The following is a 21405-nucleotide window of genomic DNA, read 5'->3' on the forward strand; positions in this document are numbered from 1 at the left end:
CGCACGCTCGCGACGGCACCCCTCGCATGCCTGGAGCCACCCCATGAAGGCACTCGTCAAGCACAAGGCCGAACCCGGGCTGTGGCTCATGGACGTCCCCGAGCCCGAGTACGGTCCCGGCGACGTGCTGATCAAGGTGCTGCGGACCGGTATCTGCGGGACCGACCTGCACATCCGGGCCTGGGACGGCTGGGCGCAGGGCGCCGTCAAGACGCCCCTCGTCCTGGGCCACGAGTTCGTGGGCGAGGTCGCCGCACTCGGCGCGGACGTCCGGGACATCGAGATCGGCGCACTGGTCAGCGGCGAGGGCCACCTGGTCTGCGGCAAGTGCCGCAACTGCCTCGCCGGGCGCCGGCACCTGTGCCGCAGCACCGTCGGCCTCGGCGTCGGCCGGGACGGCGCGTTCGCCGAGTACGTGGTGCTGCCCGCGCAAAACGTCTGGGTGCACCGGGCCGCCGTGGACCTGGACGTGGCGGCCATCTTCGACCCGTTCGGCAACGCCGTGCACACCGCGCTGTCCTTCCCGCTGGTGGGTGAGGACGTCCTGATCACCGGCGCCGGCCCGATCGGCATCATGGCGGCCGCCGTGGCCCGGCACGCCGGCGCGCGCAACGTCGTCATCACCGACGTCAGTCCCGAGCGCCTCGACATCGCCCGCAAGGCGGGCGCGACGCTCGCCCTGGACGTGCGGGAGGCGACGATCGCCGACGCGCAGGCCCAGCTGGGGCTGCGCGAGGGATTCGACGTCGGCCTGGAGATGTCCGGCCGCCCCGAGGCGATGCGCGACATGATCGACAACATGACGCACGGCGGCCGCATCGCCATGCTGGGCCTGCCCGCGCAGGAGTTCCCCGTCGACTGGGCCAAGGTCGTCACCTCGATGATCACCATCAAGGGCATCTACGGCCGCGAGATGTTCGAGACCTGGTACGCGATGACCGTGCTGCTGGAGGGCGGCCTGGACCTCAGCCCCGTCATCACCGGCCGCTACTCCCACACCGACTTCCAGGCCGCCTTCGACGAGGCGTCGACCGCGCGCAGCGGCAAGATCATCCTGGACTGGACGGCCTGACCGCCGCCGGGGGACTCGGCGCGGCCCCACCACCGCCCGATCCCCCCGGGAACCCCGCCCGGCGCCGTACCCCGTGCGTCCCCTTCCCGCCGGGCCCCGCACCCGCCCCTCCCGGCGGGGCCCGGCCCCCTCCCTCCGCCGACCAGGAGAAAGAGAGCACCGCCCCATGTTCGAGACCGTCCGCGCCGACCTGCGCACCACCCTCGACGAGATCCGGTCCGCCGGCCTGCACAAGCCCGAGCGCGTCATCGGCACCCCGCAGAGCGCGTCCGTCGCGGTCACCTCCGGCGGCTTGGCCGGAGAGGTCCTGAACTTCTGCGCCAACAACTACCTCGGACTCGCCGACCACCCCGAGGTGGTCGCCGCCGCCAAGGACGCGCTGGACCGCTGGGGCTACGGCATGGCCTCCGTCCGCTTCATCTGCGGCACCCAGGAGGTGCACAAGGAGCTGGAGGCCCGCCTGTCGGCGTTCCTCGGCCAGGAGGACACGATCCTCTACTCCTCCTGCTTCGACGCCAACGGCGGCGTCTTCGAGACCCTGCTCGGCGCCGAGGACGCGGTGATCTCCGACGCCCTCAACCACGCCTCGATCATCGACGGCATCCGCCTCTCCAAGGCCCGCCGCCACCGCTACGCGAACCGCGACCTCGCGGAGCTGGAGACCCGGCTCAAGGACACCCAGGACGCCCGCCGCCGCCTGATCGTCACCGACGGCGTGTTCTCGATGGACGGCTACGTCGCCCCCCTCGCCGAGATCTGCGACCTCGCCGAGCGCTACGACGCCATGGTCATGGTGGACGACTCGCACGCCGTCGGCTTCGTCGGCCCCGGTGGCCGCGGCACCCCCGAGCTGCACGGGGTCATGGACCGCGTCGACATCATCACCGGCACCCTCGGCAAGGCCCTCGGCGGTGCCTCCGGCGGCTACGTCGCGGCCCGGGCCGAGATCGTCGAGCTGCTGCGCCAGCGCTCGCGCCCGTACCTCTTCTCCAACTCCCTCGCCCCGGTCATCGCGGCCGCCTCCCTCAAGGTCCTGGACCTGCTGGAATCCGCGGGCGACCTGCGCGACCGGCTCGCCGCCAACACCGAGCTGTTCCGTACGAAGATGAGCGCGGCCGGATTCGAGATCCTGCCCGGGGACCACGCCATCGCCCCCGTGATGATCGGTGACGCGTCGGAGGCGGCCCGCATGGCGGAACTCCTCCTGGAGCGCGGCGTGTACGTGATCGGCTTCTCCTACCCGGTGGTGCCGATGGGCGCGGCCCGAATCCGCGTCCAGTTGTCGGCCGCCCACTCCACGGCCGACGTCGAGCGCGCGGTGGCGGCCTTCGTCGACGCCCGCGCGGCCCTCGCGACGGCCGGGGTCTGAGCCGGCCGGGTCCCGAGGCGCCCGGACCCGGGCCCGCCGGGGCTCGTACCGCCGGGGCTCGGGACCGGCGGGGTCCGGCACCGCCGGGGCTCGCGACCGCCCGGGCCTGCGACAATGGCGGGGTGATCGACCCCCGCCGGCTGCGTGTCCTACGGGCCGTGGCGGACCACCGTACGGTGACCGCCGCGGCCGCGGCCCTGTACCTGACCCCCTCCGCGGTCTCGCAGCAGCTCGCGGCGCTGGAGCAGGAGACCGGGCACGCCCTGCTGACCCGCAGCGGCCGGGGCGTGCGCCTCACCGCCGCCGGGGAGATCCTGCTCGGGCACACCCACCAGGTGCTGGCCCAGCTGGAGCGCGCGGAAGCCGAACTCGCCGCCTACGCGGGCGGTTCGGCGGGCGAGGTCACCGTGGCCGCCTTCGCCACCGGGATCGCCGAGGTCCTCGCGCCGGCGATCGTCCGGCTGGCCGTGGACCACCCGGGCATCCGACTGCGGGTGCGCGACGCGGAGGGCGACCAGAGCCTGCCGCTCTTGTTGGACGGCGAGGCTGACCTGGCACTGGCCGTGGAGTACCGCGGCGCCCCCGGCGCGGACGACGGCCGGCTGTCCGTCCTGCCGCTGTACGCGGAACCCTTCGACGCGGTCCTGCCGGTGGGGCACCCACTCGCCGGCCTGCCCTCGGTCTCGCTCGCGGAACTGTCCGACTCTGACTGGGTGGGCCAGTACCCGGGAAACCCCTGCCACGACGTGACGCTGCTCGCCTGCGAACTGGCCGGGTTCCAGCCCCGCCTCGCGCACTGCTCCGACGACTTCCGTGCCGTGACGGCCCTGGTGGGCGCCGGCGCCGGCGTCGCCCTGGTCCCGCGCTCCGCGCTGCGCGGCATGGACCTCAAGGAGGTGCGGGTCCGCCCCGTCTCCGGACCGGCCGCCACCCGCCGCGTCTTCGCGGCGACCCGCCGGGGCGCGGAAACCCACCCGCTGATCGCCCCGGTCCTGGCCGCCTTGGCCCGAGAGGCGGAACGCGTACCGGCGCACTGAGCGTCCGTGGACCAGACCCGGCGCCGGCGTCTCACACCCTGCGCACCTCGACCCCCGCAGCCGCGAAGGACCGCGCGACCGCCTCCGGCAGCCCCGTGTCCGTCACCAGGACGTCCACGGCCTCGGTCGCGCAGATGCGGGCGAAGGCGCGCACGCCCAACTTGCTGGAATCGGCCGCGACCACCACCCGGCGGGCGCGCTCGCACAGCAGGCGGTTCATCGCGGCCTCGTCCTCGTGCCGGGTCGCCGCGCCGTCCGCCGGGTCGAAGGCGTCGACCCCGACGACGGCGGTGTCCATGCTGAGCTGACCCAGGACCTGCTGCGCCAAAGGGCCGGTCAGTTCGTACGACTGGGGCCGGGCCACTCCGCCGGTGAGCACGATCTTGAACTGGGGACGGATCACCAGCTCGCCCGCGATGTTGAGGGCATTGGTGACCACGGTCAGGGCGGGCGAGCCGGTCGCGAGGTCCGGGCGGGCGGCCAGGGCCCGGGCGACCTCGGTGGTCGTCGTCCCGCCGGTCAGGCCGATCACCTCGCCGGGGGCGATCAGGGCCGCCACCGCCTCGCTGATCCTGCCCTTCTCGGCGGCGCGGCGTGAGGTGCGGTAGCGCAAGGGGAGTTCGTAGGAGACGCCGTGCGGGACGGCGCCACCGCGCGTACGGACCAGCATCTGCTGCTCGGCCAGCTGGTCGAGGTCGCGCCGGATGGTCGCGGCGGAGACGCCGAGGAGCTCGGCGGCCGGCTCCACCTCCAGCCCGCCCCGCTCGACCAGCAGATCCAGCAGTCTCTGCCAGCGTTCCTTGCGGGTCATGACCCCACTCACTCTCCCGGCCCGCCCGTCGGCCCTCTGCTTGAGATTAACCCAGACGATCAGGCGATGGATGCTTGAAGTTGCGCGAAACAGCCCGATACCGTGCAGGAAAACGCACCAGTCGCCCCACTGCTCCAGGGAGCCCGTATGAGTCACGTCGCGCACGAGCTGGCCACGCAACCCGCATGCTGGGAGCGGGCCGCCGAATTGGCCCCGGCGCGACGGGCGGTGCTGCCGCAGCCGGGGGAGCGGACCGCGATCGTCGGATGCGGGACCTCCTACTACATGGCGCAGGCGGCCGCCGCCCTGCGCGAGGAAGCCGGACAGGGCGAGACCGACGCCTTCCCCGCCTCGGAGTTCCCCCGCCACCGGCGCTACGACCGGGTGGTGGCGCTGACCCGGTCCGGGACGACCACCGAGGTGCTCGACCTGCTGGCCGGGCTGCGGGACGCCGGGGTGGCGACGACCGCGGTCATCGGCGACCCGGCCACCCCGGTGATGGCCCTCGCGGACGAACTCGTCGTACTGGACTTCGCCGATGAACGATCGGTCGTCCAGACCCGCTTCGCCACCACGGCCCTGACGCTGCTGCGCGCGCACCTCGGCGCGCACGGCCCCGCCGTCGTGGAAGACGCCCTCGCCGCCCTCGCCGCACCACTGCCCGAAGGGCTCGAGACCGTGGGGCAGTTCACCTTCCTCGGGCGCGGTTGGACCGTCGGCCTGGCGAACGAGGCCGCGCTCAAGATGCGCGAGGCCTCGCTCTCCTGGGCCGAGTCCTACCCGGCGATGGAATACCGGCACGGACCGATCAGCGTCAGTGGACCCGGAACCGTCACGTGGTCCCTGGGCGAGACGCCCGAGGGGCTCGCCGAACAGGTCCTGGCGACCGGCGCCGCCTGGGTGGCCGGACGCCTCGACCCGCTCGCCGAACTGGTCCGGGTCCACCGGCTGGCCCTCGCCGTCGCCGCCCACCGCGATCTCGACCCGGACGCGCCAAGGCACTTGACCCGCTCCGTGATCCTGACGGCGGGCGAGGAGGCGGTCCGATGAGCCTCGTACCGGCGGGCGCGCTCGTGACGGAAGCGGCGGCCGCCGGACGCGCCGTCGCCGCCTTCAACATCATCACGCTGGAGCACGCCGAGGCGGTCATCGAGGGCGCCGAGCGGGTCGGCCTGCCGGTCATCTTGCAACTGAGCGAGAATGCCGTGAAGTTCAGGTCCGGCCGGCTGCTGCCCATCGCCCGGGCGGCCTCCGCGTGTGCCGAGGCCGCGGGGGTGCCTGTGGGACTGCACCTCGACCACGTGAAGAGCTCCGAGCTGTTGCGTCAGGCCGTCGACGCGGGCTTCGGGTCGGTCATGTACGACGCCGCGCACCTGCCGTACGCCGAGAACCTGGAGGCCACCCGCTCCGCCGCCGACTGGGCCCACGCCAACGGGCTGTGGATCGAGGCGGAGCTCGGGGAGGTCGGCGGCAAGGACGGCGCGGCGCCGCCGGACCCGCACGCGCCGGGAGCCCGTACCGACCCGGACGAGGCGAGGCGGTTCGTCGCCGACTCGGGGGTGGACGCGCTGGCCGTCGCCATCGGCAGCAGCCACGCCATGACCAGCCGGACGGCCTCCCTGGATCACGGGCTCCTGGCCCGCCTGGCCAAGACGGTGGAGGTCCCGCTCGTCCTCCACGGCTCCTCGGGGCTCCCCGACGCCGAACTCGCGGCGGCCGTCGCGGGAGGCATCCGCAAGGTCAACATCGGCACCGCGTTGAACGTGGCCATGACCGGAGCGATCCGCGCCCACCTCACCCCGGCCGACCCCCGCCCGTACCTGACGGCCGCCCGCACCGCGATGGCCGCGACGGCCGCGGCCATGATCGCCGCGCTCGACTGAAGGCCCCGGGCCACTGCCCGTGGGGCGCGGTCACCGCTCCGGGACGGTGACCGCGGCCGACAGGGCGCGGGCGAACCGGGTGAGCTCCAGGGGATCGGCCGGGTCGAGGTGGCCGAGGAAGAGGTGGGCGCCGCCGAAGCGGTTGGAGTACAACGGCTCGCCCGTGGCGGATGTGCCCACCCGGTCCCGAGCGGGATCGAAGCAGGCTTCGACGCACAGGTAGAGCTCGGGCCCGTACCCGACGGTGGCCACGACCTCCGTGTACCCGTCGTCCCAGAGGTGGAAGTCCGGCTCCCCGCCGCCTTGCGCGAGCACGTCCAGGATTCCCCGCGCGAAGGCCCGTACGTCCGCTTCGCGAGCCACGCCGACAAGCGGCTCGGGCGCGGCGGCGGTGCCCGCCTCGAACAGCAGGGCCCCGTCCGCCCGCCGCCTCAGCCCGAGCCGTACCGGCGTCTGTCGGTAGTAGTCCTTCAACCCGTGGCATTCGGCCACGATCTCGCCGGTCGCGGCGGGGGCCGGCTTTCGCGTCTCCATGGCGAAAGCCTAGTCGGCCGCCCTTCCGGATTCTTGTAACAGGTTCTACTCTGCCCCCGCCGACGGACGGACCGCGAGAGACCCGGAGGGGCCGTGCACCTCGAATACACGCCTGAGCAGGAGCGGTTGCGCAGCGAGCTGCGTGCCTACTTCGCCGAGTTGGTCCCGCAGGACGTCCACGCCCGCTACGAGGACCCCGCCGCGCAGAAGCGCTTCTACCGCCGGACCATCCGACGCCTGGGGGCCGACGGCTGGCTCGGGGTCGGGTGGCCCGAGGAGTACGGCGGGCGCGGGATGTCGCCCATGGACCAGTTCATCTTCTTCGACGAGGCGGCGCAGGCCGTCGTGCCGTTGCCGCTGATGGCGCTGAACACCGTCGGGCCGACCCTCATGCGGTTCGGCACGGACGAACAGAAGGCGTACTTCCTGCCCCGCATCCTCTCCGGCGAGATCGACTTCGCCATCGGCTACAGCGAGCCCGACGCCGGCACCGACCTCGCCGCGCTCAAGTGCAAGGCGGTACGGGAGGGCGACGAGGAGACCGGCACCTACGTCGTCAACGGCCAGAAGATCTGGACCACCAACGGCGACACGGCCGACTGGGTCTGGCTCGCGGTCCGCACCGACCCCGACGCCCCCGCCCACAAGGGCATCAGCATGCTCCTGGTGCCGACCTCCGACCCCGGGTACTCCTACACCCTCATCAACACCCTCGCCTCGCACGACACCACGGCCAGTTACTACGAGAACGTCCGGGTGCCCGCGAGCCGACGCGTCGGCCGGGAGAACGGGGGCTGGCGCCTGATCACCAACCAGCTCAACCACGAGCGCGTCACCCTCGCCGCCCACGGCACCATGGCCATCCGCGCCCTGCACGACGTCCAGCGCTGGGCGGCGGAAACCGAACTCGCCGACGGCCGCAGGGTCATCGACCTCTCCTGGGTGCGGGGTCGTCTCGCCCGCACCCATGCTCGGCTCGACGCGATGAAGCTCCTCAACTGGCAGATGGTCGGCGCCGTCCAGTCCGGCACCCTCACCCCCCAGGACGCCTCCGCCGTCAAGGTCTACGGCTCGGAGGCCCGCCGGGACGCCTACGCCTGGCTGATGGAGGTGGTGGGCGCGGCGGGCTCCCTCAAGGACGGTTCCGCGGGCGCGGTCCTGCACGGCGAACTCGAACGGGGCTACCGCAGCGCCGTGATATTCACCTTCGGCGGCGGCAACAACGAGATCCAGCGCGAGATCATCTCCTGGATCGGCCTCGGCATGCCCCGCGTCCGCCGCTAGGACCCGCGAGACCGGCTGTACCCCCCTGGTTGCTCTCGGCCGCAGCCCCGCGGTGCGTACGCACGTCGACGAGCAGCCGTTCTTCGACGACAAGCCCTCGCTCACCGCCGACCCGATCCGCGAGGGCACCGCCTACCAGGTCTGGAACCGCCTCGACAACGACCCGCCCGGCCCGGCTCCCTCGACGGTCCGGGCTACATCTCCCTCACCCGCGACGGCGGCCGTACCTGGAGCCGGGCCCGACGGTTCGTCGACACCGCCGCCGTGCCCAACACCCAGACCCTCGGCCATCTGATCGTCGTCGACCGGCACACCGGCACCCTGCACGACTTCTTCGACCGGATCACCTCCTCCGACGACCTGAGCACCGTCGTCCGAGCCCGCTATGAGACGGTCACCTCGACCGACGCCGGAGAGACATGGAGCGCCCCGGTCACCGTGGCCAAGGACACCTCCGTACCGGAGGTCGACCCGAACGACCCCGCCAAGCCGCTGCGCGCCGCGTCCACCTTGCCCAGCCCGGCCGTCGACCCGAAGACGGGCACGCTCTACATGGCTTACGAGGGGTCACTCCGGGGCACCACGCAACCGTACGGACATTTACACCAACGGTTTCCGCACCCGCTGACCGACGCGGACGCCGCCGGGCGGCCCGACCGCCGGGAGCGCCATGGCCGGGCGCCGGACCCGTTCCGTCGCCGGGACCGGCGACGTGCGTGGGTGCCGGGGCCCGGCGGGGGCGGTCAGGTGACGCGGAGCAGGGGGGTGTGCGTGTCCAGGGCGTCCCGGAGGGCCGGGATGTCCCGCCAGGTGAGGCCCAGGGTGCGGGCGGCATGGCGGAAGGTGACGTGGTCGGCTCCGTCGGCCGCCTCGCGCACGAGCTTCATGGCCTCGTCGTAACGGGGCATGGCGGGCCTGCCGATGGGCGGTTGCCGCCGGGGGGCCCGGGTGCTTTCGGGTGCCAGCCCGTGGATGCCGGTGATCCGGTGGGAGAGGTCGGCTGCCGCGTCCAGGGTTGCCGGACGTTCGTCGAGGAGGGCTCGTGCGACCGGGTTGTGGCCGATGGCCCGTTCGAGGGGCAGGTGGTAGAGCCGGGGGGAGACCTCGGTGAGGTCGATGGTGTGGCTGACGGCGCGGACGGCGCCGCGGGCGCCTTGGACGGCGGCGGCCCACAGGGCGGAGGCCTCCGAGGGGTGCCAGGCCAGCGCGGGGGCGGCCGCCGAGGCCGCGTCCCGGCCGGGGGTGAGGGGGTGAGTCCCGGCGAGGCGTTCGAGGAGGATCCCTTCCTCGATCTCCCCGTCGATACCGGGGCCCGCGACGTACACGGTGGTGGGGATGCCCGTCAGCCGGCAGGCGGCGAGGGTGAGGGCGTCCCCGAACGGGCTGCGCAGGGTGGGTTCGTCGCCGTGGGTGAGGATGTCACCGCCGATGTCGACCACGCGGACGCCGCCGCCCGCGGCTTCGGCCATGGACGCGATCTGTCGGGCCAGGGAGTTGAGCCCCTGGGCGGGGTCGAGCAGGAGCAGCCGGGCGGGCAGATCCCCGGCGAGGCCGGGCATCGTCGATCCGGCCGGAAGGCGGGCGCGCGTGGCGGGCGTGAACGCCACGCCGCCCGCTTCGTGGGCGAGCCCGGCGAAGTCCCGTTCCGTCAGGGGCCGGTGGGTGGGGTCGACCTCGGGGCGTTCCCACGCGTAGGTGGCGATCAGCGGAGGGTCGGGGTCGACGGTGATGGTGCGGGCGGCGATGAGCGTGCCTATGGGGTCTCCTCCTCCGCCCGCCGCGACGTACAGGTCGGTCATGCGGCTCCGCCGCGCAGGTCGACGCCGGTGATGCGCACGGGGGTCGCCCCCATGTTCCGCCGGGCGCGCTCGTTCGCCGCGTGCAGGTTCTCGTAGTACTCGCGGTCGAGGCGCTTGACGGGCTCGGAGTAGAACATCCAGGACAGGACGTCGCGGTACTTGAAGCCCTTGGGGGTGAGCTGGACACGGCGGCCGATGCGGTGGAGGAGCCCGTTGGACTCGGCCGCGTCGAGGACGGCCTCGCACTCGGCGGCGTGCTTCTGGTATCCGAAGCGGTCGAGTTCCGTGAGGTCGAGGTCGAAGGAGTCGAGGACGAGGCGCTTGCGGACGATTTCCTCGCCGGTCAGTTCGATGCCGGTGACGGGCACGATCTCGTGGTTCTTGGCCTTCCTGATGTAATCGGCGACCTCGGCCGTCGAGGGCTTCACGCTGCCGGTCATGTAGTCCAGCACGCTGGTGTAGGAGCGGGCGCCGACGCCGAGGCCGAGCAGGGGCACACCGTGGAAGGTGAGCACCTTCTGGGCGTAGCCGCCGCGACCGGGCTTCTTGTAGCGGACGGAGCCCTCTTGGACGTAGCCGTGGTCGAGGAAGACGCTTCGGGCGTAGTCGTAGCGGTCGTACAGCTCGGCCTGCCACATGTACTGGTAGGCGCCGGTCTTGGAGAACCAGGCGTCCGGCCGCACGGTGAGGAAGTAGGTGCTGATGGTGGTGGGCCGGAGCTTGGCCAGCTCGTTCACGCTGTGGCGCCAGGTTTCGGGGGTCTGCCCCGCGAATCCCATGATCAGGTCGGTGGACAGGTCGGGCAGGCCGAGTTCGTGCGCGGTGTGGATGGCGCGGCGGATGACGCCCTCGTCCTCGCCGCCGCGGCCGGCTTCGCGGATCTCGCGGGGGACGAGGGACTGGATGCCGACGTTGGCGCGGGTGAGGCCCATGTCGATGAGGGCCTTGAACTCGTCGGGTGCGTCGGCGATGGAGGACGGGGTGGCCTCGACCGCGACCTCCTCGACGGTGGAGCGCCAGTTGGGGTAGATGCCGCCGATGGTGGCGAAGATCTGCTCGAAGTGGCGGGGCTTGAGCAGGGCCGGGGTGCCGCCGCCGATGTAGATGGTGCGCAGCCGCCGGGCCTGGATGATCTCGGCGTGATCCCGGATCTGGGTACACAAGGCGTCGGTGTAGGCGTCGAAGACGTCCTCGTCCGTACTGATGATGGTGTAGAGGTTGCAGAAGCCGCATTTGCGGTCGCAGAAGGGGACGTGCAGGTAGAGGTTGAGTTCGGGGACCTGGTAGTTGGCCCGGTCCATGGCCCACACCTCGGGGATGGTCCACTTGCCCTCCGGGAGGGGGCGGTAGGTGGAGCGGGGCGGGTAGGAGTACTGGTAGGGCGGGATGACGCCTTGGTCGATGTGGTCGGCGAGCTGCCGGCTGAGGCTGGTCACGGTGCTCGGTCCCCGTTCGGTCGCGGGTGAGGTGTACCTGGCGTGACGATCCGACCACGGGACGCTTGTGCGATTCCATGGGGTGTGCGCACCAAATGTCGTGGGCCTACTGACCAGTTGATTGGCGTTTGCTCCAAATCCCGCCGCTCTGAGGCGAGTTGTTTTCGTCTGTCAGGCCCATAGCCGCTACCCTCACCCCCCGGCTTTGCTGGGCCAATGACAATCGGAGTGGGCCCGCGCGGGCCCGGAGTGCTGGTGATCGAGCCGATGGGGAACGCGGGACGGTTCCTCGTCGAGGCCGCCGACCGGCTGGGCTTGCGCCTGTACGCGGCCACGCACAAGGACATCCACGACGGCTATCCGGACCGGCTGCGCTCCGCCCTCGCCGGGGTGTGCGCGACGGATCTCGCGGACGCCCCGAGGGCCCTGGCGGACATGGACGCCTTCTGCCGGCGGCACGCCATCGCGGGTGTCGCCGCCTGCTTCGAGCTGTTCACCCCGCTCGCGGCGCTGCTCGCCCGACGGGTGGGCCTGCCCGGCAACGATCCCCTGCTCGCACGGGCGGCCAGGAACAAGATCCTCATGGGTGAGGCGTTCGCCGCGGCCGGGATTCCCGCCCCCCGCTGGAGGGTCGTCAGCGAACCGGCCGAGGCGCAACGGGTGGGGCGGTCGGGCGAGTTGGGTTGGCCGCTGGTGGTGAAGCCCGCGGAGCAGGGCGGCTCGTGGGGCGTGTCCGTGGTGGACGGCCCGGCTCGGCTCGCCTCCGCGGTGGCCGCGGCCCGGCAGTACACGCACGCCCACCCGCACGGCCTCGAACTCGACTCGCGCGCTCTGCTTCAGGAGTACATCCCCGGGGCGGAGTACTCCTGCGAAACGGTGGTCGCGGACGGCGTGGCCTACCCCCTGCCGGTCGTCGCGAAGGACACCACCGAGGGCCGGTACCGGATCGAGACCGGACACACCTGCCCCTCCGGTCTGTCGGCGCCGCTCGCCAGGAAGGTGCAGCACGTCGCGGCGCGGGCGGCCCTCGCCGTCGGTGTGCGCAACGGGATCGCGCACACCGAGCTGAAGATCCCCCCGGGCACGGACACGCCGTACGTGCTCGAGACCGGTGCCCGGCTGCCGGGGGACAACCTGTGCGAGATCGTGGAGGCCGCGACGGGCGTGAGCGAAGCCGTCGCCTACCTCCAGGCCGTGCTCGGCCGGGTCCCCGACACCGTCCCCTCCGCCACCGACGCGGCGACGATCCGTTTCCTGCTGCCCGAGCACGGTGGCGTGCTGCGGCAGGTGTTCATCCCGGACGTGCCCGGAACCCACAGCGAGTCACATCTGCGGCCCGGGGACACCGTGCCGGAACCGGCGGACTCGGCCTGCCGGATCGGGCACGTGGTGGCCCGCGCGCGAACGGTGGGGCAGGTACGCGATCTGGCAGATCGGGTGATCGCCCGATCCCGAGTGGAAGTGGGCTGAGACAGGTGCGGAAGATGGCGTTCTTGCGGTCCGTCTGCATCCGGCGCGCCGACCCGTACGTCCAGCGGGCCGTACGCGCCCTGGCCGCCGACGGGATCGAGGCCGGACTGTTCCACACCAGTGGCAGCGCCGATGACGACGATTTCCCCGGGTACCGGCAGCGGCTCGATCGGGGGGTGACGCCGCGGGAGCTCGCGGACGCGGTCCTCGCCTGGGGGGCGGACGCCGCGGTATCGATCTCGCTGCCGTGCGAGAACGCGCTGCGTGACGCCGCGGCCAAGGCGTTCCTCGACGCCGCGGGCATCCCGACGGTCATGACACCGCTCGCGGCGACGACGCTGCTGGTGGACAAGTGGGAGACCAAGCAGCTGTGTCGGCAGGCCGGGCTGAAGGTACCGGACGGGTTCCGTGCCGACTCGGACCTGCTGGCGGGCCGGGGCCTGTCGGTGCCCGGCTACCCGGACGCGCTGCGCGTGCGAGCCGCGGAGATCGGCTATCCGCTGATGGCGAAGCCCGTATGGGACTCGACCAGCATGGGCATCCGCCCCTTGCGCTCACCCGCCGATCTGGACGCCTACCTCGCCACACCGCCGGAGGTGTCGACGGTGGTCGAAGAGGTCGTCGAAGGCGAGCTGTGCAGCGTGGACATCGTGGGACGGCCCGGCTCCTACCGGGTCCTGCCCTTGTGTTGGACCGGGCGCGCCGGGGCGGAGCCGGTGTTCACCTTCGCCGACCTGCGCTGGTGCGGGCCCCGTGCGGAGGCGGACGCCGCGTTCGCCGACGTGGCCCGCACCCTGGTCACCCTGTGCGGCCGACTGGGGGTCAGCGGGTCGGTCAACGTCGACATGGTCCACACCGGCGGCCGGTTCGTGATCCTGGAGATCAACCCGCGCATCGGCGGCGCCACCACCCTCTCCTGCGCCGCGTCGGGCACGAACACCTTCACGACCCTCGCCCGCATGGCCCGAGGCCTGCCCGTCACCGGCAGCGCGGTGCCACGGGCCGGGTGGGCGATCGAATTCCTCGCCGCGGGCCGCATCCCACCGGTGGTGTTGGCCGGGCTCCGCGAACGCGTCACGGTGGTCACCGCGCACGAACTGCTCATCGACGGTGCCTCCCACGGCGACATCGTCGTGCTCACCCTCGCGGAGGGCGAGAAGGACAAGACCGTGAAGGCCCTGACCGAACTGCACGAGGCGACCGGCTTCCCCACGGCCGATGTCATGCGCAAGATCAGTTCTCTGCTGACCCCGTGAGCGCCACCACGGACGCGCGCCGTCGGCCCGGCACCGCCCACCGCCTCGGCGTGCCCGGGCTGCGGGGGCGCGGCCTGTTCATCACCGGCAACGTGATCGATTCCGTCGGCAACGGCATGCTCCTGCCGCTGGGCCTGCTGTACTTCACCGACGTGCGAGGTCTGCCACCGGCTCAGGTGGGCGTGGCGATGACGGCGGGACAGGCCGTCGCGCTGCCGGTGACCTTCCTCGCCGGACGCCTGTTGGACCGTCTGGGCCCGAAACCGGTCGTGGTGTGGGCCAACGTCCTCTCCGCCGCCGGGTTCGCCCTGTTCCTGATCGCGGGCGGTCTGTGGCAGGTCGCCGGCGTGTACGTGCTGGTGCAGGCCGGGATCAACATGTACTTCACCGCGCAGCGCACCCTGATCACGCACGTCACCGAACCCGAGGAGCGCCGGTCCTGGTTCGCGTTCACCGGCTCGTTGCGCAACGTCGGCCTCGCCGTGGGGGCCGCCGCCGCGGCGGGCGCCCTGACGGTGTTCGGGAAGGACTCGCTGGGGTGGATGATCGCGGTGGACGCCGTGACCTATCTGCTGGCCGCCGCCTGCTTCGCCGCCCTCACCACCACCCCCGCGTCCACGCAGGACGCGCCGCCGAGCGCGCTGGTGACCCGGGCGGACAACGCGCGCCGCTACCTGCTGCTCGTAGCCGTGAACATCCCCTACGTCCTCGCCCAGGCCATGCTGGCCGTGCTCGTCGCCCTCTACACCACCCACGCCCTGAAACTCCCCGCGTCGGCGGCGAGTGCGCTGTTCCTCGTCAACACCGCCATCGTCTCGGGGTGTTCGACGATCGTGACCGCTCACCTGGCGCCCAAGGAGGCCCGCCGCGCCGTGACGGCGGGATACCTGATCATGGCTGTGGGGATGGGGGCGTTCGCGCTGCCCGCGCTGCCCTCCCTCGCCTTCACCGCCTGGAGCGCCCTCGTGGTCGCGATCGCGTTGTTCAGCGTGGCGGAGATCCTCCTCGGCCCGGCGTTGAGCGAACTGTCCGTGAGCCTCACCCCCGAGGCGGCCGGAGGCTTCACGCAGGGCCTGTACCAGTTCTCCTGGGCCATCGGCATGGTCGTCGCTCCCGCGCTGTTCACCATGCTGCTGGAAGCCGGACCGCTCCTGCCGTGGGGTGTCGAAGCCGCCGCCTGCCTGATGGCCATGTGCGCCGCGCCCGCCCTCAAGGCCCCCAACCGCCACCGCCGAAGGAAACCCCGTTGATCACGAGCGTCGTCGAATCCATTTACGCCGTCCCCGCCGCCGAGTGGGAACACCTCGCGCGACCGGCCGGCCTCTACCTCTCCCACCAGTGGCTCGCCGGCCAGGAGGAAGACCCCACCGCCACCCGCGCTTACGCGCTCGTACGGGACCGCGGAGGCGATCTGCTCGCCGCGGCGCCGCTCCACCTGGTGCGCGACGAACCGAACGACTCCTACCGGCCCGCCACCGTACTGCCCCCGCACCTGCGGCCCCGGGTGATCGCCGGCGCACGCCGCGGCTACCACAACACCCCGCTCACCGCCCCCGCCCTCGACGCCGCGGACCGGGACGCCTGCCTCGTCCTCCTACGGGACGCCGCCCGCGACTTCGCCACCAGGCACCACACCACCCACTGGTGGCCCTACCTCACCAGCGCTGCCGCGACCGGGCTCGCCCCCCTCTACCACGACCGCCCCCTCCACCTGGAGGACGACGCCCTCATCCCGCTCCCCGGCGCCGGGATCGAGGACTACATCGCCTCCTTGCCCTCGCAACGCCGCGTCGGCGTACGCCGCGAACGCCGTGCCTTCGCCGCCGCCGGTCTCGATGTGCGCCACCAGGTGCTCGCGGACTGCTCCGAGGAGGCCGGGGTCTTGCTCGCCGGACACCAGCAGGACCACGGGCACGACCGGGACGGCATCGAAGCGATGACCGCGCTGTTGAAGGGGCAGGCGGCGGCGATGGGCACCGAAGCGCGGGTGGTGGCCGCCTACGACGGTCGGCGGATGATCGGGTTCTGCCTGTACTACCACTACGGTGCCACCACTTGGATACGTGCGGTCGCCGTCGACCGCCAACACCCCGCGCCCCACCTGTACTTCAACCTCATGTACTACCTGCCCGTCGAGGACGCCTACGCCCACGGCATGACCGCTCTGCACGCGGGCATGACCACGATCGAGGCCAAGCGGCGGCGCGGCGCCGTGGTGTGCGGCCTGTACGCGCTGGTCGACCGGGAGCTCAGGGGCAGGACCGTTTGACGTCCGATTCGGTGGTGAGGCGCGCGGCGGACGCGAGGTCGGCCAAGCGACCGGCGAGCGCCTCCATCACGTCGGGGCGCAGGCGGTAGTAGGTGAACCGTCCGCACGGCTCCGTCTCCACGACCCCGGCCTCGCGCAACACCTTCAGGTGGTTGGAGAGGTTCGTCTGGCGGGCGCCGGTCTCCTCGACCAAGTGCGTGGTGCAGAGCGTTTCCCCGGCGAGCAGGGTGACGATCCGAAGCCTGAGCGGGTCGGCCAGGACCCGGAGCAGATCAGTGTCGGCTGACGTCATCATGGGCTGATATTGTCACATCATCCACGGCTGGTGTCCTCATGAAGGAAGACTCGATGTCCTCCACCCCGCTCGCGTCCGTGCTGTTCGTCTGCGTCCACAACGCGGGCCGCTCCCAGATGGCCGCCGGCTTCCTGCGCCACCTCGCGGGCGACCGGATCGAGGTCCGCTCCGCCGGCTCCGCGCCCGGGGAGCGCGTCAACCCCTCCGCCGTCGCCGCGATGGCCGAGCTGGGCATCGACATCCGCGACCAGAAGCCGAAGGCCCTCACCCCCGAGGCCGCGCAGGCGTCCGACTACATCATCACCATGGGCTGCGGCGACGCCTGTCCGTACTTCCCCGGCAAGACCTACCTCGACTGGCGGACGGCGGACCCCGCCGGCTTGGGCGTGGAGGCCGTCCGCCCCATCCGCGACGAGATCAAGGGGCTCGTCGAGGGCCTGGTCGCCGAGATCGACGCCACGAAGCAGGGCTGAGCCCGTGGCGCGGGTGACCGACGGGCCCCCGGCCGCCCGCGTGGCGATCACCGATGGGTGACGGGAGAATGGGTCTGCCGGGAAGCGCGCGCCCGGCCGACCGACTGATTCCCGTCTCCCCGCCGCCGTCCCGCGGTGCCGCGGGGAGGGACACAGGTGATCGCCCATGTGTAGATGGCTCGCGTACTCGGGAACGCCGGTGTTGCTCGACACCGTGCTGTACAAACCGGCACACTCGCTGATCGACCAGAGCCTGCACTCACGCCTGGGCGTGGAGACGACGAACGGTGACGGGTTCGGAGTCGGTTGGTACACGGGGGAGGACACCACTCCCGCAGTGCTCCGGGACATCGGTCCCGCATGGAACAACCGCACCCTGCGGGAGATCGCGGACCACGTCCGTTCCCCGCTGTTCTTCGCCCACATCCGCGCGTCGACCGGCACCGCGGTGCAACAGTCCAACTGCCACCCCTTCCGGCACGGTCGCTGGATGTGGATGCACAACGGCGCCATCGCCGATTTCCACCTGCTGCGTCGGGACCTGTGCCTCCTGGTTGACCCGGCCCTGTTCACCGACATCGAGGGCACCACCGACTCCGAGGTCATGTTCTACCTCGCGGTCACCCTCGGCCTGGACCAGGATCCGCCCGGCGCCGTGGCCCGGATGGTGGGGGTCGTGGAACGCAGCGGCCACCAACACGGCGTGGAGTTCCCGATGCAGATGACGGTCGCCGTGACCGACGGGGAAAGCGTGTGGGCCTTCCGGTACTCCAGCCAGGGAGCCTCCCGGTCGCTCTTCTACAGCAGCCGGGTGGAAACGCTGCGCAAGCTGCACCCGGACGCGGCCTTCCTGCGGGACGTGTCGGACGAGACCCGCCTCATCGTCTCCGAGCCCCTGTCCGACCTGCCCGGCGCCTGGCAGGAGGTCCCGGAGAGCAGTTACGGCGTCGTGCGGCCAGGGGCGGACGAGTTGTGTCGCTTCACCCCGGAACCGGCCTAGAGCCGGCCGCATGACGCGCCCGTACCCGCCGATCGCCGAACACGGCCTGATCGGTGACCTGCAAACCTGCGCCCTCGTGTCCTGCGAGGGGGTACTGGACTGGTTCCGCTCCCCCCGCTTCGACTCTCCCAGCGTCTTCGCCGCGCTCCTCGACCACGACCGCGGCGGGTACTTCTCCATCACCGCCCAGGCCCAGGCCCAGGCCCAGGCCCAGACCCAAGCACAGGCCCAAGCCCCGGCCCAGGACCGGCCCCGGGCGGCGCGGGCGGCGCGCGGCGCGAGCACGTCGGAAACCGATGCGGGCGTCGTCACCCGCCAGCTGTACCTCGCCGACACCGCCGTCCTGATCCCCCGCTTCCTGACCCCCGAAGGAGTCGGTGAGGTGGTCGACTTCATGCCCGTCCGCGAGGAGCGGACCCCCACCGACCGGCACCGGGTGGTGCGGGTCATGCGGGTGGTCCGCGGATCGATGCGCTTCGCCCTGGAGTGCCGTCCGCGCTTCGATTACGGCCGCGCCCGGCACACACTGGCCCTGCACGACGGCGCGGCGCGCTTCGACGGGCCGGGCATCACCGCCCACCTCCAGACGGCCGGTCCCGTGCCGCTCGAAGCCGACGGCGACGACGTACGCGCGACGGTCGCGCTGTCGTCCGGCGAGCGCGCCGCCGTCGTCCTGACGGTGTGTGACGTCGGCCGGGCGGGCCCACCGACGCCGGACGCCGAGGACATGGCACGGGAGTTCACCGACCTGAGCCGCTTCTGGCACCGCTGGATCGGGCGTTGCCGCTACCGCGGCCGCTGGCAGCAGATCGTCAATCGCTCCGCCATCACCCTCAAACTGCTGACGTACGCGCCCACGGGTGCGCCGATCGCCGCCGCGACCACGGGCCTGCCCGAACAGGAGGGCGGGGAGCGCAACTGGGACTACCGCTACACCTGGGTCCGGGACGCCTCCCTCGCCGTCCGGGTCATGCGCGACCCGGGGTTCACCGAGGAGGCGAACGCCTTCCGCGGCTGGCTCGCCGACCGGTTCCGGGACGGGGGAGCGCCCGGCGGAGAGCCGCTCCAGATCATGTACCGCGTCGACGGGGACCCGCACCTGCCCGAAGAGGTCCTCGGCCATCTGTCGGGGTGGCGGGGCTCCGCCCCCGTACGGGCGGGCAACGACGCCGCCGGCCAACTGCAGCTCGACATCTACGGCGAGGCGGTCTACGCACTCGCCCAGGCGGGCCAGACCCCCGACGTGGTCGGCTACGAGGACTGGCGGCGCTCGGCGGCCCTGCCGGACTGGCTCTGCGATCACTGGGACCGCCCCGACGACGGCATCTGGGAAACCCGCGGCGGCAGCAAGGACTTCACCTACAGCCGCCTCATGTGCTGGGTCGCCTTCGACCGGGGCATCCGTCAGGCCGTGGCCACCGCCCGCCCGGCGGACCTGACGCGCTGGACGGCCGTACGTGACGAGCTGCTGGACCAGATCATGATCCGGGGGTGGAGCCGGGAGCGCCAGGCGTTCGTCCAGCAGTACGACAGCTCCGTGCTGGACGCCTCGCTGCCGATGATGCCGCTGGTCGGCTTCGTCCCGCCGAAGGACCCGCGCCGGCTGTCCACCCTGGACGCCATGGACCGCGAACTCGTCTCCGACAGTCTCGTCTACCGCTACGACCCCAAGGCCTCCCCGGACGGTCTCAGGGGCTCCGAGGGGACGTTCTCCCTGTGTTCCTTCCTCTACGTGTACGCCCTCGCCAGGGCCGGACGGGTCGAACAGGCCCGCTACGCCTTCGACAAGATGCTCACCTACGCCAATCACGTCGGCCTGTTCGCCGAGGAGATCGGACCCACCGGCGAGCAACTGGGCAACTTTCGCAGGCCTTCACCCACCTCGCGCTGGTCACCGCGGCCCTCGCGCTCGACGCCGAACTGGACGAGGAACCATGACGGAACCGACGGAACCGACGGAACCCACGGAACCCACGCGGCCGGCGGGGCCGGTCCCACCGGGGGCACCCGACGGGCCGGGGCAACCCGAGCCCCGGCCGGACGCCGCCGCCGGCGGCGCCCCGCCCGGCGAGCCGGACCTCCTGCGCTCCATCCTGCGTGCCCCCGGCTACCTCCGGGCCTTGGCCTTCTCGGCCTTCGTCGGCATTCCCGTGTCCCTGGTCGCCTTCTGGTTCCTCGCCGGACTGCAGGCGCTGGAACGGGCCGTCTGGGTGTCGCTCCCGCACGCCATGGGCCGGGACGCGCCCCCGTGGTGGTGGCCCCTGCCCCTGCTGCTCGTCGCCGGGGTCGTCGTCGGTCTGGTCGTCAGACACCTCCCCGGCGCCGGCGGGCACATCCCGGCGGGCGGGCTCGCCACCGGCGGCACCAGTCCGATCGCACTGCCGGGCGTATTGATCGCGGCGGCGGCGAGCCTGCCGCTGGGCGCGGTCCTGGGACCGGAAGCACCCCTGATCGCACTGGGCGGTGGCTTGGCCCTGCTCCTGCAAGACCTCACGAGGGCCCCGACGACACCCATGTCCACCGCGTTGCTGGGCGCGGCCGGAGCGGGGGCCGCCATCGCGGCGATCTTCGGCAACCCGCTCGTCGCCGCCGTACTGCTGATCGAGGTGGCGGGCGTGGGCGGACCGCGACTGTTCGCGGTCATGCTCCCCGCCCTGCTCTCCAGCGGCATCGGCTCCCTGGTCTTCACCGGCTTCGGGCGGTGGACCGGTCTGGGCACGGGCAATCTCGGCCTCAAAGTGTCCGGCCCAGGGCCGCGCCTGGACGCGCCGGACGTGCTCTGGGCGGTGGTCATCGCCCTCGGCTGCGCCCTGTTCATGCGGCCGGTGCAGCTCGTGGGGCGCCGGCTCGCGGTGTTCGTCTCGGGTGGCGTCCGGCGGCGTACGGTCCTGTGCGCGCTGGGCGCCGGCGCCTGCGCCGCCCTCTACGCCCTGATCACCGGCCGCTCCCCGGCGGAGGTCGCCCTGTCCGGTCAGTCCACGATGGCGCAATTGGCCGCCGATCCGCACGCCTGGGGAATCGGCGCGCTGATCGCGGTCCTGCTGTTCAAGGCCATCGCGTTCTCGCTGTGCCTGGGCAGCCTGCGCGGCGGCCCCATCTTCCCCACGCTCTTCCTGGGGGCGGCGGCCGGCGTCCTCCTGTCGCCCCTGCCGGGCCTGGGCGTCGTACCGGCGATGGCGGCAGGCATGGCCGCCACCACCGTTGCCGCCCTGCGGCTGCCGGTCAGCAGCGTGGTGCTCGTGGTCCTGCTGCTGGGCAGTCCCGTCATGATGCCGGTGGCGATCCTCGCGGCCGTGATCTCGTTCGTCACCACGGGCCTGCTGCCCGCGCTGCCCGCCCTGCCACCGGCCGGCCCCGAGCCGCCGGCCCGGCCGGGCGCGACCGTGGGCGCGAAAGCGGCCGGGACGCCTTGACGGT

Annotated in this window: 19 protein-coding genes and 1 pseudogene; 15 read left to right on the forward strand and 5 right to left on the reverse strand. The window is 72.3% G+C overall.

Annotated elements, in window-relative coordinates:
- The first annotated feature begins 43 nt into the window (after positions 1–43).
- The 3 genes from tdh to ACV7NM_RS28075 all read left to right on the forward strand — a co-directional run bounded on the left by tdh (position 44) and on the right by ACV7NM_RS28075 (position 3478).
- Positions 44–1072 carry an L-threonine 3-dehydrogenase gene (gene tdh, locus ACV7NM_RS28065; RefSeq protein ID WP_463412884.1) on the forward strand — a complete coding sequence of 343 codons (1029 nt, stop codon included), beginning with the start codon at positions 44–46 and terminating at the stop codon, positions 1070–1072.
- Between the two features lie 166 nt (positions 1073–1238).
- A complete protein-coding gene (locus ACV7NM_RS28070) occupies positions 1239–2441 on the forward strand; it encodes a glycine C-acetyltransferase (protein WP_463412885.1) in 1203 nt (400 codons plus the stop codon).
- A 122-nt stretch (positions 2442–2563) separates the two neighbouring features.
- Entirely contained in the window at positions 2564–3478 is a 915-nt protein-coding gene (locus tag ACV7NM_RS28075) for a LysR family transcriptional regulator (RefSeq protein WP_463412886.1), read from the forward strand.
- A 31-nt stretch (positions 3479–3509) separates the two neighbouring features.
- Here ACV7NM_RS28075 and ACV7NM_RS28080 read toward each other — a convergent pair whose 3' ends face one another.
- Complete coding sequence (locus tag ACV7NM_RS28080) at positions 3510–4289, reverse strand: DeoR/GlpR family DNA-binding transcription regulator (protein WP_463412887.1); 780 nt, start codon at positions 4287–4289, stop codon at positions 3510–3512.
- 147 nt (positions 4290–4436) lie between these two features.
- Between ACV7NM_RS28080 and ACV7NM_RS28085 the strand changes: the two genes are divergently transcribed.
- Positions 4437–5339 carry an SIS domain-containing protein gene (locus ACV7NM_RS28085; RefSeq protein ID WP_463412888.1) on the forward strand — a complete coding sequence of 301 codons (903 nt, stop codon included), beginning with the start codon at positions 4437–4439 and terminating at the stop codon, positions 5337–5339.
- Complete coding sequence (locus tag ACV7NM_RS28090; protein WP_463412889.1) at positions 5336–6172, forward strand: class II fructose-bisphosphate aldolase; 837 nt, start codon at positions 5336–5338, stop codon at positions 6170–6172. The genes ACV7NM_RS28085 and ACV7NM_RS28090 overlap by 4 nt, the downstream gene beginning before the upstream one ends.
- A gap of 30 nt (positions 6173–6202) precedes the next feature.
- On the opposite strand, the gene ACV7NM_RS28095 is transcribed toward ACV7NM_RS28090, so the two are convergent.
- Positions 6203–6706, reverse strand: a complete 504-nt coding sequence (locus ACV7NM_RS28095) for a hypothetical protein (RefSeq protein ID WP_463412890.1) — start codon at positions 6704–6706, stop codon at positions 6203–6205.
- 93 nt (positions 6707–6799) lie between these two features.
- On the opposite strand from ACV7NM_RS28095, the gene ACV7NM_RS28100 reads away from it, so the two are divergent.
- Complete coding sequence (locus ACV7NM_RS28100) at positions 6800–7990, forward strand: acyl-CoA dehydrogenase family protein (RefSeq protein ID WP_463412891.1); 1191 nt, start codon at positions 6800–6802, stop codon at positions 7988–7990.
- Positions 7991–8042: 52 nt separating this feature from the next.
- Positions 8043–8285, forward strand: a complete 243-nt coding sequence (locus ACV7NM_RS28105; RefSeq protein ID WP_463412892.1) for a hypothetical protein — start codon at positions 8043–8045, stop codon at positions 8283–8285.
- A gap of 448 nt (positions 8286–8733) precedes the next feature.
- Here the strand turns inward: ACV7NM_RS28105 and ACV7NM_RS28110 are convergent, their stop codons facing one another.
- Together ACV7NM_RS28110 and ACV7NM_RS28115 are read right to left on the reverse strand one after the other, a co-directional pair.
- Complete coding sequence (locus ACV7NM_RS28110; RefSeq protein ID WP_463412893.1) at positions 8734–9789, reverse strand: DUF1152 domain-containing protein; 1056 nt, start codon at positions 9787–9789, stop codon at positions 8734–8736.
- A complete protein-coding gene (locus ACV7NM_RS28115) occupies positions 9786–11225 on the reverse strand; it encodes a coproporphyrinogen-III oxidase family protein (protein ID WP_463412894.1) in 1440 nt (479 codons plus the stop codon). Before ACV7NM_RS28115 ends, ACV7NM_RS28110 begins: the two co-directional genes overlap by 4 nt.
- 216 nt (positions 11226–11441) lie before the next feature.
- Here ACV7NM_RS28115 and ACV7NM_RS28120 point away from each other — a divergent pair, with 216 nt between their 5' ends.
- The 4 genes from ACV7NM_RS28120 to ACV7NM_RS28135 are packed head-to-tail and all read left to right on the forward strand — an operon-like array spanning position 11442 to position 16220.
- Positions 11442–12695 carry an ATP-grasp domain-containing protein gene (locus tag ACV7NM_RS28120; RefSeq protein ID WP_463412895.1) on the forward strand — a complete coding sequence of 418 codons (1254 nt, stop codon included), beginning with the start codon at positions 11442–11444 and terminating at the stop codon, positions 12693–12695.
- 14 nt (positions 12696–12709) lie between these two features.
- Entirely contained in the window at positions 12710–13951 is a 1242-nt protein-coding gene (locus ACV7NM_RS28125; protein ID WP_463412896.1) for an ATP-grasp domain-containing protein, read from the forward strand.
- Positions 13948–15201, forward strand: a complete 1254-nt coding sequence (locus ACV7NM_RS28130) for an MFS transporter (protein WP_463412897.1) — start codon at positions 13948–13950, stop codon at positions 15199–15201. The genes ACV7NM_RS28125 and ACV7NM_RS28130 overlap by 4 nt, the downstream gene beginning before the upstream one ends.
- Positions 15198–16220 carry a peptidogalycan biosysnthesis protein gene (locus tag ACV7NM_RS28135; RefSeq protein ID WP_463412898.1) on the forward strand — a complete coding sequence of 341 codons (1023 nt, stop codon included), beginning with the start codon at positions 15198–15200 and terminating at the stop codon, positions 16218–16220. Before ACV7NM_RS28130 ends, ACV7NM_RS28135 begins: the two co-directional genes overlap by 4 nt.
- Here the strand turns inward: ACV7NM_RS28135 and ACV7NM_RS28140 are convergent.
- Positions 16201–16515 (reverse strand): ArsR/SmtB family transcription factor, encoded by a 315-nt coding sequence (locus ACV7NM_RS28140; protein ID WP_463412899.1) that lies wholly within the window; start codon positions 16513–16515, stop codon positions 16201–16203. The genes ACV7NM_RS28135 and ACV7NM_RS28140 overlap by 20 nt on opposite strands.
- 53 nt (positions 16516–16568) lie before the next feature.
- On the opposite strand from ACV7NM_RS28140, the gene ACV7NM_RS28145 reads away from it, so the two are divergent.
- From ACV7NM_RS28145 to ACV7NM_RS28160, 4 genes and pseudogenes are all read left to right on the forward strand, one after another.
- Positions 16569–16988: an arsenate reductase ArsC gene (locus ACV7NM_RS28145; RefSeq protein WP_463412900.1), complete on the forward strand. Its 420-nt coding sequence runs from the start codon at positions 16569–16571 to the stop codon at positions 16986–16988.
- Positions 16989–17154: 166 nt separating this feature from the next.
- Positions 17155–17988 carry a class II glutamine amidotransferase gene (locus ACV7NM_RS28150; protein WP_463412901.1) on the forward strand — a complete coding sequence of 278 codons (834 nt, stop codon included), beginning with the start codon at positions 17155–17157 and terminating at the stop codon, positions 17986–17988.
- 10 nt (positions 17989–17998) lie between these two features.
- A pseudogene (locus ACV7NM_RS28155) lies at positions 17999–19926 on the forward strand (glycoside hydrolase family 15 protein).
- Positions 19923–21401: a chloride channel protein gene (locus ACV7NM_RS28160; RefSeq protein WP_463412902.1), complete on the forward strand. Its 1479-nt coding sequence runs from the start codon at positions 19923–19925 to the stop codon at positions 21399–21401. Before ACV7NM_RS28155 ends, ACV7NM_RS28160 begins: the two are co-directional and overlap by 4 nt.
- Positions 21402–21405 lie beyond the last annotated feature (4 nt).

Source organism: Streptomyces sp. Tek67B01 (assembly GCF_055231995.1).

Bases quoted from the DNA above. Each gene is read 5' to 3' on its own strand.
- ACV7NM_RS28125 (WP_463412896.1), top strand. From the start codon at position 12,710: ATGGCGTTCTTGCGGTCCGTCTGCATCCGGCGCGCCGACCCGTACGTC.
- ACV7NM_RS28095 (WP_463412890.1), bottom strand. From the start codon at position 6,706: ATGGAGACGCGAAAGCCGGCCCCCGCCGCGACCGGCGAGATCGTGGCC.
- ACV7NM_RS28120 (WP_463412895.1), top strand. From the start codon at position 11,442: ATGACAATCGGAGTGGGCCCGCGCGGGCCCGGAGTGCTGGTGATCGAG.
- ACV7NM_RS28150 (WP_463412901.1), top strand. From the start codon at position 17,155: ATGTGTAGATGGCTCGCGTACTCGGGAACGCCGGTGTTGCTCGACACC.
- ACV7NM_RS28085 (WP_463412888.1), top strand. From the start codon at position 4,437: ATGAGTCACGTCGCGCACGAGCTGGCCACGCAACCCGCATGCTGGGAG.
- ACV7NM_RS28070 (WP_463412885.1), top strand. From the start codon at position 1,239: ATGTTCGAGACCGTCCGCGCCGACCTGCGCACCACCCTCGACGAGATC.
- ACV7NM_RS28145 (WP_463412900.1), top strand. From the start codon at position 16,569: ATGTCCTCCACCCCGCTCGCGTCCGTGCTGTTCGTCTGCGTCCACAAC.
- ACV7NM_RS28140 (WP_463412899.1), bottom strand. From the start codon at position 16,515: ATGATGACGTCAGCCGACACTGATCTGCTCCGGGTCCTGGCCGACCCG.
- ACV7NM_RS28080 (WP_463412887.1), bottom strand. From the start codon at position 4,289: ATGACCCGCAAGGAACGCTGGCAGAGACTGCTGGATCTGCTGGTCGAG.
- tdh (WP_463412884.1), top strand. From the start codon at position 44: ATGAAGGCACTCGTCAAGCACAAGGCCGAACCCGGGCTGTGGCTCATG.
- ACV7NM_RS28110 (WP_463412893.1), bottom strand. From the start codon at position 9,789: ATGACCGACCTGTACGTCGCGGCGGGCGGAGGAGGAGACCCCATAGGC.
- ACV7NM_RS28160 (WP_463412902.1), top strand. From the start codon at position 19,923: ATGACGGAACCGACGGAACCGACGGAACCCACGGAACCCACGCGGCCG.
- ACV7NM_RS28090 (WP_463412889.1), top strand. From the start codon at position 5,336: ATGAGCCTCGTACCGGCGGGCGCGCTCGTGACGGAAGCGGCGGCCGCC.